Consider the following 12371-nt stretch of genomic DNA (forward strand, 5'->3'; position numbering starts at 1 on the left):
GCCAATTCTTCTGTCCCGCCGCCGTCGGCGGTCCTACATTAGGGGCAGAAGAGGCTCCCGCGTCGGGAGTGACGCACATTAAGGAAGAACAATGAAAAAACTCGCAATCACCTGCGCATTACTGTCTGGTATGGTCGTCAGCCAGGTCTGGGCAGATGCGGCCAGTGACTTAAAAAGCCGTCTTGATAAAGTGAGCAGCTTCCATGCCAGCTTCACGCAAAAAGTCACCGACGGCAGCGGTAACGCCGTGCAGGACGGACAGGGCGACCTGTGGGTAAAACGCCCGAATCTGTTTAACTGGCATATGACCCAGCCGGATGAGAGCGTCCTCGTTTCGGATGGTAAAACCCTGTGGTTCTATAACCCGTTCGTCGAGCAGGCCACGGCGACCTGGCTGAAAGACGCCACCAGCAACACGCCGTTTATGCTGATTGCCCGCAACCAGTCCAGCGACTGGCAGCAGTACAATATCAAACAAAACGGCGATGATTTTGTGCTGACGCCGAAAAGCGGCAGCGGCAACCTGAAGCAGTTCACGATCAACGTCGGTCGGGACGGCACCATCCATCAGTTCAGCGCCGTCGAGCAGGACGATCAGCGCAGCAGCTATCAGCTGAAATCGCAGCAGAACGGCGCCGTCGACGCATCTAAGTTCACCTTTACGCCGCCGAAAGGGGTGACGGTGGACGATCAACGTAAGTAGAGGCGAAAGTGAGCAATCTGTCGCTCGATTTTTCCGACAACGCGTTTCAACCTCTGGCCGCTCGCATGCGGCCAGAAAATTTAGCGCAGTATATTGGCCAGCAGCACCTGCTGGCGCCGGGCAAACCCCTGCCGCGGGCGATCGAAGCCGGGCACCTGCATTCGATGATCCTCTGGGGGCCGCCGGGTACCGGCAAGACTACCCTGGCGGAAGTTATCGCCCGTTATGCCAGCGCCGATGTCGAAAGGATCTCGGCGGTGACCTCCGGGGTGAAAGAGATCCGCGAGGCCATTGAGCGCGCGCGGCAGAATCGCAACGCCGGCCGACGAACGATTCTGTTTGTTGACGAAGTGCATCGCTTCAATAAAAGCCAGCAGGATGCCTTTCTGCCGCATATTGAAGATGGCACTATCACTTTTATTGGCGCGACCACCGAAAACCCTTCCTTTGAGCTTAACTCAGCGCTGCTCTCCCGCGCCCGCGTCTATTTACTGAAATCGCTCACTACCGACGATATCGAGCGGGTGCTTGACCAGGCGATGAACGATAAAACCCGTGGCTACGGCGGCCAGGATATCGTTTTGCCGGATGAGACCCGCAGGGCCATCGCCGAACTGGTGAACGGCGACGCGCGGCGGGCGCTGAATACCCTGGAAATGATGGCCGATATGGCCGAGAGCGATGATGCGGGCAAGCGGGTGCTGAAGGCGGAACTGCTGACCGAGATCGCCGGCGAGCGCAGCGCGCGCTTTGATAATAAAGGCGACCGTTTCTACGATTTGATTTCCGCCCTGCATAAGTCGGTGCGCGGTAGCGCGCCGGACGCGGCGCTTTACTGGTACGCGCGGATCATCACCGCCGGGGGCGATCCGCTGTATGTTGCCCGCCGTTGTCTGGCGATTGCCTCGGAAGACGTCGGCAACGCCGACCCGCGGGCGATGCAGGTGGCCATCTCGGCGTGGGACTGCTTCACCCGCGTCGGGCCGGCGGAAGGCGAACGGGCGATTGCCCAGGCTATTGTCTATCTGGCCTGCGCGCCGAAGAGCAATGCGGTCTACACCGCCTTTAAAGCGGCGCTGGCCGATGCGCGAGACCGTCCGGACTATGACGTTCCGGTGCATCTGCGCAATGCGCCGACGAAGCTGATGAAAGAGATGGGCTACGGGCAGGAGTATCGCTACGCTCATGACGAACCTAACGCCTACGCCGCCGGCGAGCAGTACTTCCCGCAGGAAATGGCGCAAACGCGCTATTATCACCCGACAAACCGGGGGCTTGAAGGCAAAATTGGCGAAAAGCTCGCCTGGCTCGCTGAACAGGATCAAAATAGCCCGATAAAACGCTACCGCTAATTGAGGCGTTGCGGTAAGGTTATTACACTATTTCCGTGGCCGTAGCCTGCGGCCACTTTTCTTTTTTTAATTCGATAAGCACAGGATAAGCATGCTCGATCCCAATCTGCTGCGTACCGAGCCAGACGCAGTCGCAGAAAAACTGGCACGCCGGGGCTTTAAGCTGGATGTAGATAAACTTCGCGCGCTTGAAGAGCGTCGTAAAGTTCTGCAGGTGCAAACTGAAAACCTGCAGGCGGAGCGCAACTCCCGATCGAAATCCATTGGCCAGGCGAAAGCGCGCGGGGAAGACATCGAGCCATTACGCCTGGAAGTGAACAAACTCGGCGAACAGCTGGATGCCGCAAAATCCGAGCTGGAAGCGCTGCTGGCGGAAATCCGCGATATCGCGCTGGCGATCCCGAATATTCCTCACGATGACGTGCCGGTTGGCCGTGACGAAAACGACAACGTTGAAGTCAGCCGCTGGGGCACGCCGCGCCAGTTCGATTTTGACGTGCGCGATCACGTGACGCTGGGTGAAATGCACGGCGGGCTGGATTTTGCCGCCGCCGTTAAGCTCACCGGTTCGCGCTTCGTGGTGATGAAAGGCCAGCTGGCCCGTCTGCACCGCGCCCTGGCGCAGTTCATGCTGGATCTGCACACTGAACAGCATGGCTATAGCGAAAACTATGTCCCGTACCTGGTAAACCAGGACACCCTGTATGGCACCGGCCAGCTGCCGAAATTCGCCGGCGACCTGTTCCATACTCGTCCGCTGGAAGAAGAGGCTGACAGCAGCAACTACGCGCTGATCCCGACGGCGGAAGTGCCGCTGACCAACCTGGTGCGTGATGAAATTATCGATGAAGACGATCTGCCGATCAAAATGACCGCCCATACGCCGTGCTTCCGTTCCGAAGCGGGGTCTTATGGTCGCGACACCCGCGGTCTGATCCGTATGCACCAGTTCGATAAAGTTGAGATGGTGCAGATTGTCCGTCCGGAAGACTCCATGGCGGCGCTGGAAGAGATGACCGGCCACGCCGAGAAAGTGCTGCAGCTGCTGGGCCTGCCGTACCGTAAGGTCGCGCTGTGCACCGGCGATATGGGCTTCAGCGCCTGCAAAACCTATGACCTCGAAGTGTGGGTTCCGGCGCAGAACACCTACCGTGAGATCTCTTCCTGCTCTAACGTCTGGGATTTCCAGGCGCGTCGTATGCAGGCTCGCTGCCGCAGCAAGTCCGACAAGAAGACCCGTCTCGTTCATACCCTGAATGGTTCTGGCCTGGCGGTTGGTCGTACGCTGGTGGCGCTGATGGAAAACTATCAGCAGGCCGATGGCCGTATCGAGATCCCGGAAATCCTGCGCCCGTATATGCGCGGCCTCGAATATATCGGTTAATTTTTACCTTCTCCCTTAAAAGCGCCTGCGGGCGCTTTTTTTACACCCTTATTGATACCGGGCAATAATCCCTTCCGCGAATGCAGTGATACTCCCTTTGGATTAAATCAGCATAAAAAACCAATAATATTTCAAAGCATTATATATATGACTATATAGCGCTTATCAGTTTATTGTGAGCAACCAAAGCGAGTATCCATGAAAATTAAAGCCCCCGATGCTTTACTGGCTGCTGAGGTAAGCCGCCGTGGTCTGATGAAAACCACGGCAATAGGCGGCCTGGCGCTGGCCAGCAACGCACTAACGTTACCCTTTTCCCGTATGGCCCATGCCGCCGACACGCCAGCCCCGGCCAGTGAGAAGGTGGTCTGGAGCGCCTGCACCGTCAACTGCGGTAGCCGCTGCCCGCTGCGCATGCACGTGGTGGATGGCGCGATTAAATACGTTGAAACCGATAATACCGGTGACGATAACTATGACGGCCTGCATCAGGTGCGCGCCTGCCTGCGCGGACGTTCTATGCGCCGCCGGGTTTATAACCCCGATCGGCTGAAATACCCCATGAAGCGCGTAGGTAAACGCGGTGAGGGTAAATTCGAGCAAATCAGCTGGGAAGAGGCTTTCGATATCATCGCCAGCACGACGCAGCGGCTGATTAAAGACTACGGCAACGAGTCCATCTATCTGAACTACGGCACCGGCACGCTGGGTGGCACGCTGACCCGCTCCTGGCCGCCGGGGAAAACCCTGATTGCCCGTCTGATGAACTGCTGCGGCGGGTATCTCAATCATTACGGCGACTATTCATCCGCGCAGATTGCTGCCGGGTTGAATTACACCTACGGCGGTTGGGCAGATGGCAACAGCCCGTCGGATATTGAAAACAGCCAGCTGGTAGTGCTGTTCGGCAACAACCCCGGGGAAACGCGGATGAGCGGCGGCGGGGTGACCTACTATCTTGAGCAGGCGCGCCAGAAATCCAATGCCCGGATGATCATTATCGATCCGCGCTATACCGACACCGGCGCCGGACGCGAAGATGAATGGATCCCGATTCGCCCCGGCACCGATGCGGCGCTGGTATCGGGTCTGGCGTGGGTGATGATCACCGAGAATCTGATCGATCAGCCGTTCCTCGATAAATACTGCGTGGGATACGACGAGAAAACGCTGCCCGCCGGTGCGCCAGCCAATGGTCATTACAAAGCTTACATTCTTGGCGAGGGCACTGACGGTATCGCCAAAACGCCGGAGTGGGCCTCGACCATTACCGGTATTCCGCGCGAACGCATTGTTAAACTGGCGCGGGAAATTGCCACCGCTAAACCGGCCTATATCAGCCAGGGCTGGGGGCCGCAGCGTCATGCCAACGGCGAAATCGCCACCCGGGCTATCGCGATGCTCGCCATTCTGACCGGTAACGTCGGGATCAACGGCGGCAATAGCGGCGCGCGCGAGGGCTCCTACAGCCTGCCGTTTGAACGTATGCCGACGCTGGAGAATCCGGTTCAGACCAGCATCTCGATGTTTATGTGGACCGATGCGATTGAGCGTGGTCCGGAAATGACCGCCCTGCGCGATGGGGTGCGTGGCAAAGATAAGCTCGATGTGCCGATCAAAATGATCTGGAACTATGCGGGCAACTGCCTGATCAACCAGCACTCTGAGATCAACCGCACCCACGAAATCCTGCAGGACGATAAGAAGTGCGAGATGATTGTGGTCATCGACTGTCATATGACCTCGTCAGCGAAATACGCCGATATTCTGCTGCCGGACTGCACCGCCTCTGAGCAGATGGATTTCGCGCTAGATGCCTCCTGCGGCAACATGTCCTACGTCATCTTTGCCGACCAGGCCATTAAGCCGCGTTTCGAATGTAAAACCATCTATGAGATGACCAGCGAGCTGGCGAAGCGCCTTGGCGTTGAGGAGAAATTTACCGAAGGCCGTACCCAGGAAGGCTGGATGCGCTATCTGTATGAGCAGTCGCGCAAAGCGATTCCCGACCTGCCGGATTTCGACACCTTCCGTCAGCAGGGCATCTATAAGCAGCGCGATCCGCAAGGTCATCATGTGGCCTACAAAGCCTTCCGTGAGGATCCGCAGGCTAATCCGCTGACCACGCCTTCGGGCAAGATCGAAATTTACTCGCAGGATCTGGCGAAAATCGCCGCCACCTGGGAGCTGCCGGAAGGGGATGTTATCGATCCGCTGCCGATCTACACCCCGGGTTTCGAAAACTACAACGATCCGCTGACGGCAAAATACCCGCTACAGCTCACCGGTTTCCACTATAAATCTCGCGTCCACTCGACCTACGGCAACGTCGATGTACTGAAGGCCGCCTGCCGGCAGGAGATGTGGATTAACCCGATCGATGCCCGCCAGCGCGGCATTGCCAACGGCGATCGCATTCGTATCTTCAACGACCGTGGGGAAGTGCATATCGAAGCGAAGGTGACGCCGCGCATGATGCCGGGCGTCGTCGCGCTGGGGGAAGGGGCCTGGTATAACCCGGACGCCTCGCGCGTGGATCAGGCGGGCAGCATTAACGTGCTGACCACCCAGCGCCCCTCGCCGCTGGCGAAGGGCAACCCGTCGCATACCAACCTCGTCCAGGTTGAGAAGCTGTAAGGAGTAACCGATGACAACTCAGTATGGATTTTTTATTGATTCCGCCCGTTGCACCGGTTGCAAGACCTGCGAACTGGCCTGTAAGGACTACAAAAATTTGACCCCGGAGGTCAGCTTCCGCCGCATCTATGAATATGCCGGCGGCGACTGGCAGGAGGATAACGGCGTCTGGAATCAGAACGTGTTCGCCTATTACCTCTCCATCGCCTGTAACCACTGCGAAGATCCAGCCTGCACCAAAGTCTGCCCGAGCGGTGCGATGCACAAGCGCGAAGACGGTTTTGTGGTGGTCAACGAAGAGGTCTGCATTGGCTGCCGTTACTGCCATATGGCCTGTCCGTACGGCGCGCCGCAGTATAACGCCGATAAAGGCCATATGACTAAGTGCGACGGTTGTCATGAGCGCGTCGCCGAAGGGAAAAAGCCGATCTGCGTCGAGTCCTGCCCGCTGCGGGCGCTCGATTTCGGGCCGATTGCCGAACTGCGCGCTAAGCACGGCCAGCTGGCGGCGGTGGCGCCGCTGCCTTCGGCGCACTTTACCCGGCCGAGCATCGTGATCAAACCTAACGCCAATGCCCGGCCGTGTGGCGATACCACTGGTTACCTGGCGAACCCGAAGGAGGTGTGAGATGGGAAACGGATGGCATGAATGGCCGCTGATGATCTTTACGGTCTTCGGCCAGTGCGTCGCGGGCGGCTTCATCGTCCTGGCGCTGGCGCTGATGACGGGCAAGCTTTCCCGTGAGCAGGAGCAGCGCGTCGTGGGCAGCATGTTCGGCCTGTGGGTATTGATGGGGGTTGGGTTTATCGCCTCGACAATGCACCTCGGTTCGCCGCTGCGGGCCTTTAATTCGCTCAATCGCGTGGGGGCCTCGTCGCTGAGTAATGAGATAGCCAGCGGGGCGATCTTCTTCGCCATTGGCGGGATTGGCTGGCTGCTGGCCGTGTGCAAAAAGCTGCCTGCCGGACTGCGTAGCCTGTGGCTGGTAGTGACCATGGCGCTGGGGGTGATCTTCGTCTGGATGATGGTGCGGGTCTATAACACCATCGACACGGTGCCGACCTGGTATACCGTCTGGACGCCGCTGAGCTTCTTCCTGACGCTGTTTATCGGCGGCCCGCTGCTGGGCTATCTGCTGCTGCGCGTCGCAGGCGTCGACGGTTGGGCGATGCGCCTGCTGCCGGTGGTCACTTTGCTGGCGCTGCTGGCGAGTATTGTGGTGGTCCTGATGCAGGGGATTGAACTCGCCACTATCCGCAGCTCAATTCAGCAGGCCTCCGCCCTGGTGCCGGATTATGGGCTGCTTATGGCCTGGCGCGTGGTGCTGCTGGCGCTGGCCCTGGCCTGCTGGTGCGTGCCGCAGATTCGCGGCCGCAAGCCGGCGCTCTCGCTGCTCGGCCTGGCGTTTGTTCTGGTGCTGGCGGGAGAGATGATTGGCCGCGGCGTATTCTATGGTCTGCATATGACCGTCGGGATGGCTATCGCCAGTTAATCAGCCTCATCATGCCGGCGCAGGCGTGCCGGCATGATGAAAACGTGCTGTTGATAGATGAAATTTTTCGACTGAAATTAACGCCGGGATTTATTAATAAATTAAGAAAAACAATAGCGTATTATTTGTTGCCTCACCTTTCCCCCTTCTGTGGATAAAAAACTTCTATCGTGCCCTGCAAAACCGCGTCAGGCCTGATTTCAGGTGGATTGACAATGTTTTTAGCGGTGGCATGATGCGCTCGCGATCTGAACATTCCTCACGGTTTTTACCCATGACCATCTACACCCGGCCAGTGCAAATGCTGCTCTGTGGCCTGCTTTTACTGACCCTGGCGATAGCGGTGCTGAATACGCTCGTCCCGCTGTGGCTCGCCCATGAAAATATGCCAACCTGGCAGGTCGGCATGGTGGGGTCATCTTATTTTACCGGCAACCTGGCCGGTACGTTGCTTGCCGGCTGGGTGATCAAGCGCCTGGGGTTTAACCGCAGCTATTATCTCGCGTCGTTAATCTTTGCCGTCGGCTGCGTAGGGCTGGGGATCACCGTGGGCTTCTGGACGTGGCTGAGCTGGCGGTTTATCGCCGGCGTAGGCTGCGCGATGATTTGGGTGGTAGTGGAAAGTGCGCTGGTCTGCAGCGGCACTTCTCGCAGCCGCGGTCGTCTGCTGGCGGCGTACATGATGGTTTATTACGTTGGTACCGTACTCGGCCAACTGATGGTCAGTAAACTACCCACTGATTTAATGAGCGTCCTGCCGTGGGTGACGGGCCTGGCGCTGGCGGCGATCCTGCCGCTGCTGTTTACCCGCATTATGGGGCAGGCCGAAGAGCCGCATGAAACGGTACGGATCTGGCCGATGCTTAAGCTGCGCCAGGCGCGCCACGGGGTCAATGGCTGTATTATCTCGGGGATTGTCCTCGGTTCGCTGTATGGCCTGATGCCGCTGTGGCTGAACCATCAGGGCGTCAGCGACGCCGGCATTGGCTTCTGGATGGCGGTGATGGTGAGCGCGGGGATCCTCGGCCAATGGCCGGTAGGGCGGCTGGCAGACCGCTACGGTCGCCTGCTGGTGCTGCGGGTGCAGGTTTTTGTGGTGATTCTGGGATGTCTGGCGATGCTCAGCCAGGCGGCAATGGCGCCGGCGCTGTTTGTACTCGGGGCATCCGGTTTTACGCTGTATCCGGTGGCGATGGCCTGGGCCTGTGAGAAAGTGGAGCACCATCAGCTGGTGGCGATGAACCAGGCGCTGCTGATGAGCTATACCATCGGCAGCCTGCTGGGCCCGACGCTGACGGCGATGCTGATGCAGAACTTCTCGGATAACCTGCTGTTTATCATGATCGCCAGCGTGTCGTTTATCTATCTGCTGACCCTGCTGCGCAAAGCCGGGCATCATCCAACGCCGGTGGCGCATGCCTGATCCTGTAACGCGCAGCGTATGCTGCGCGTCATCCGTTTCAATTACCTATGTTTACTGCTGCAGAACCAACCTGTCGCTTTGCATGAGAAGGCAATGGCTGGACGGACACGGCTTCCCACGCCGTTGCAGGCCGGCATAGGTGCTTCACCGGCCCGGACGGGATTAGTACATCACTTTGTGGCCATACTGCTCAAGGATGCCTTTTACCCGCTCCATGGTCTCTTTCTTCGGCGGATGGACGCCGTCCAGCTTGTATTCTTCGCCCATTGCTACCCATTTGTGTTTGCCCAGCTCATGGTAGGGCAGCAGCTCGATTTTTTCGACATTGCCCATATCGCGGGTAAATTCGCCCAGGCGGTGTGCGGAGTCATCATCGTCTGACCAGCCCGGAACCACCACGTAGCGGATCCAGACATTGATATTCTTCTTCGCCAGATACTGGGCGAATTCCAGCGTACGATGGTTAGAGACGCCGACCAGGTTCTGGTGAATCTCATCATTCATCTGCTTGAGATCCAGCATCACCAGGTCTGTTACCTCCAGCAGTTCGTCGATAACCGGATCGTAGCGACGGACAAAGCCGTTGGTATCGAGACAGGTATGAATACCTTCTTTCTTACAGGCGCGGAACCAGTCGCGAACAAACTCCGCCTGCAGGATCGCCTCACCGCCCGATGCGGTGACGCCGCCGCCGGAAGCATTCATAAAGTGACGATAGGTCACCACCTCTTTCATTAGCTCTTCAACGGTGATTTCTTTGCCGCCGTGGGTATCCCATGTATCACGGTTATGGCAGTACAGGCAACGCATCAGGCAGCCCTGGAAAAAGGTAATAAAGCGGATGCCCGGGCCATCAACGGTGCCACAGGATTCAAAGGAGTGAATGCGACCAATAACTGACATTGCGGTGTTTTCTCCAGATGTGGCCCATCCGGGGCCGTGTTGGTGCACAGCTCAGCGGCTGTGTCGAGTCTGTTTTGACAGATACCCAAAGTATAGATAACTGGCAAAGCAGGCTAGGGCGGGGATTGCTTGTTAAAAAGGCCCCACTGATGTGGGGCCTTTATTGTACGCTTTTTCAGTCAGACAGGGAATTACATGGTCTGAGTGAAGGTACGGGTAATAACGTCCTGCTGCTGTTCTTTAGTCAGGGAGTTAAAACGTACAGCGTAGCCAGATACGCGGATGGTCAGCTGCGGATATTTTTCCGGGTTTTCCATCGCGTCGAGCAGCATTTCGCGGTTCATCACGTTCACGTTCAGGTGCTGACCACCTTCGATGGACGCTTCGTGGTGGAAGTAACCATCCATCAGACCCGCCAGGTTGGTCTTACGAACTTCGTCATCTTTACCCAGTGCGTTCGGTACGATAGAGAAGGTGTAAGAGATACCATCTTTCGCGTAAGCAAACGGCAGTTTCGCTACGGAGGTCAGAGAGGCAACAGCGCCTTTCTGGTCACGACCGTGCATCGGGTTAGCACCTGGTCCGAACGGCGCGCCAGCGCGACGACCGTCTGGGGTGTTACCGGTTTTCTTACCATATACCACGTTAGAGGTGATGGTCAGAACAGACTGAGTCGGGATCGCGTTGCGGTAGGTGTGCAGTTTCTGAATTTTCTTCATGAAACGTTCAACCAGGTCAACGGCCATGTCATCGACGCGAGCATCGTTGTTACCAAACTGCGGATATTCGCCTTCGATTTCGAAGTCAACAGCCAGACCGTCTTCGTCACGAATCGGTTTAACTTTCGCATATTTGATAGCAGACAGGGAGTCAGCAGCAACGGACAGACCCGCGATACCACACGCCATGGTGCGGATAACGTCACGGTCGTGCAGCGCCATCAGAGAGGCTTCGTAGCTGTACTTGTCGTGCATGTAGTGGATGATGTTCAGCGCAGTGACGTACTGTTTAGCCAGCCAGTCCATGAAGTGATCCATGCGCTCCATGACTTCGTCGAAGTTCAGGACGTCGCCTTTGATCGGTTCAGATTTCGGACCCACCTGCATTTTCAGTTTTTCATCCACGCCGCCGTTGATAGCGTACAGCATGGTTTTCGCGAGGTTGGCGCGAGCACCGAAGAACTGCATTTGCTTACCAACAACCATCGGGCTTACGCAGCATGCGATAGCGTAGTCGTCGTTATTGAAGTCCGGACGCATCAGGTCATCGTTCTCATACTGCAGAGAAGAGGTATCGATGGACACTTTAGCCGCGAATTTCTTGAAGCTCAGCGGCAGTTTTTCAGACCACAGGATAGTGATGTTCGGCTCCGGAGACGGCCCCATGGTGTACAGGGTGTTCAGGAAGCGGAAGCTGTTTTTGGTCACCAGAGTACGGCCGTCAACGCCCATACCGCCGATGGATTCCGTTGCCCAAATCGGGTCGCCGGAGAACAGTTCATCGTATTCCGGGGTACGCAGGAAGCGAACCATACGCAGTTTCATGACCAGGTGGTCAACCATTTCCTGCGCGTCTTGCTCGGTGATTTTACCCGCCTGCAGGTCACGTTCGATGTAGATATCCAGGAAGCTGGAGGTACGACCGAAGGACATTGCCGCGCCGTTCTGAGATTTCACGGCAGCCAGGTAACCGAAGTAGGTCCACTGGATAGCTTCCTGAGCGGTGGTTGCCGGACCGGAGATGTCGTAGCCATATTTAGCCGCCATCTCTTTGATCTGGCCCAGCGCACGGTGCTGTTCAGCGATTTCTTCACGCAGACGGATGGTCGCTTCCAGATCTTCGCCGCTTTCCAGTTTCGCTTGCAGAGAGTTGAACTGGGCGAATTTGTCTTTCATCAGGAAGTCGATACCGTACAGCGCAACGCGACGGTAGTCACCGATGATACGACCACGGCCGTAAGCATCCGGCAGACCGGTCAGTACGCCGGATTTACGGCAGCGCAGGATGTCCGGAGTATAGACGTCGAAAACGCCCTGGTTGTGAGTTTTACGGTACTCGGTGAAGATTTTTTTCAGCATCGGGTCCAGTTCGCGATTGTACGCTTTGCAGGAACCTTCAACCATTTTAATACCACCAAACGGGATGATCGCACGTTTCAGCGGCGCTTCGGTCTGCAGACCAACGATTTTTTCCAGACCTTTCTCGATATAGCCTGCGTCGTGAGAGGTGATGGTGGAAGCCAGGGCAGTGTCAAAATCAACAGGCGCGTGAGTGCGGTTTTCCTGTTTTACACCTTCCATTACGGTGTCCCACAGCTTGGTGGTCGCTTCAGTCGCGCCAGCCAGGAAGGATTCGTCGCCTTCATATGGGGTGTAGTTTTTCTGAATAAAGTCACGGACGTTGACTTCATTCTGCCAGTCACCTTTCGCAAAACCTTCCCAGGCTGTGGCTAACTTTTCATTAAGCTCGGACATGT

At 57.0% G+C, this 12371-nt stretch carries 9 protein-coding genes; 7 read left to right on the top strand and 2 right to left on the bottom strand.

The window, feature by feature from the left end; all coding sequences use genetic code 11:
• The first annotated feature begins 91 nt into the window (after positions 1-91).
• From lolA to ABLU50_RS02805, 7 genes are all read left to right on the top strand, one after another.
• A complete protein-coding gene (gene lolA / locus ABLU50_RS02775) occupies positions 92-703 on the top strand; it encodes an outer membrane lipoprotein chaperone LolA (RefSeq protein WP_004201368.1) in 612 nt (203 codons plus the stop codon).
• Between the two features lie 8 nt (positions 704-711).
• Positions 712-2055 (top strand): replication-associated recombination protein RarA, encoded by a 1344-nt coding sequence (rarA, locus tag ABLU50_RS02780; RefSeq protein WP_004201370.1) that lies wholly within the window; start codon positions 712-714, stop codon positions 2053-2055.
• 91 nt (positions 2056-2146) lie between these two features.
• Entirely contained in the window at positions 2147-3439 is a 1293-nt protein-coding gene (gene serS / locus ABLU50_RS02785; RefSeq protein ID WP_004201371.1) for a serine--tRNA ligase, read from the top strand.
• 198 nt (positions 3440-3637) lie between these two features.
• The gene (gene dmsA, locus ABLU50_RS02790; protein ID WP_087832929.1) at positions 3638-6076 is read left to right on the top strand and encodes a dimethylsulfoxide reductase subunit A; all 2439 of its coding nucleotides are present in this window, start codon (positions 3638-3640) and stop codon (positions 6074-6076) included.
• Positions 6077-6086: 10 nt separating this feature from the next.
• Positions 6087-6704 (top strand): DMSO/selenate family reductase complex B subunit, encoded by a 618-nt coding sequence (locus ABLU50_RS02795; RefSeq protein WP_004201375.1) that lies wholly within the window; start codon positions 6087-6089, stop codon positions 6702-6704.
• A gap of 1 nt (position 6705) precedes the next feature.
• Entirely contained in the window at positions 6706-7569 is an 864-nt protein-coding gene (locus ABLU50_RS02800) for a dimethyl sulfoxide reductase anchor subunit family protein (protein ID WP_062914568.1), read from the top strand.
• Between the two features lie 274 nt (positions 7570-7843).
• Complete coding sequence (locus tag ABLU50_RS02805) at positions 7844-8992, top strand: MFS transporter (protein ID WP_004201378.1); 1149 nt, start codon at positions 7844-7846, stop codon at positions 8990-8992.
• A 162-nt stretch (positions 8993-9154) separates the two neighbouring features.
• Here ABLU50_RS02805 and pflA read toward each other — a convergent pair whose 3' ends face one another.
• On the bottom strand, positions 9155-9895 hold the full coding sequence (pflA, locus tag ABLU50_RS02810) for a pyruvate formate lyase 1-activating protein (RefSeq protein WP_002898145.1): 741 nt from the start codon (positions 9893-9895) through the stop codon (positions 9155-9157).
• Between the two features lie 191 nt (positions 9896-10086).
• Positions 10087-12369, bottom strand: coding sequence for a formate C-acetyltransferase (gene pflB / locus ABLU50_RS02815; RefSeq protein ID WP_004201379.1), 2283 nt, complete (start codon positions 12367-12369; stop codon positions 10087-10089).
• Positions 12370-12371: the final 2 nt, after the last annotated feature.

This window comes from Klebsiella sp. GG_Kp173, assembly GCF_040062415.1.
In the GTDB taxonomy this organism is placed as follows: Bacteria; Pseudomonadota; Gammaproteobacteria; order Enterobacterales; family Enterobacteriaceae; genus Klebsiella; species Klebsiella quasipneumoniae.

Coding starts and splice junctions, on each gene's coding strand:
- dmsA (WP_087832929.1), top strand. CDS start 3,638: ATGAAAATTAAAGCCCCCGATGCTTTACTGGCTGCTGAGGTAAGCCGC.
- ABLU50_RS02795 (WP_004201375.1), top strand. CDS start 6,087: ATGACAACTCAGTATGGATTTTTTATTGATTCCGCCCGTTGCACCGGT.
- ABLU50_RS02805 (WP_004201378.1), top strand. CDS start 7,844: ATGACCATCTACACCCGGCCAGTGCAAATGCTGCTCTGTGGCCTGCTT.
- pflA (WP_002898145.1), bottom strand. CDS start 9,895: ATGTCAGTTATTGGTCGCATTCACTCCTTTGAATCCTGTGGCACCGTT.
- pflB (WP_004201379.1), bottom strand. CDS start 12,369: ATGTCCGAGCTTAATGAAAAGTTAGCCACAGCCTGGGAAGGTTTTGCG.
- ABLU50_RS02800 (WP_062914568.1), top strand. CDS start 6,706: ATGGGAAACGGATGGCATGAATGGCCGCTGATGATCTTTACGGTCTTC.
- lolA (WP_004201368.1), top strand. CDS start 92: ATGAAAAAACTCGCAATCACCTGCGCATTACTGTCTGGTATGGTCGTC.
- serS (WP_004201371.1), top strand. CDS start 2,147: ATGCTCGATCCCAATCTGCTGCGTACCGAGCCAGACGCAGTCGCAGAA.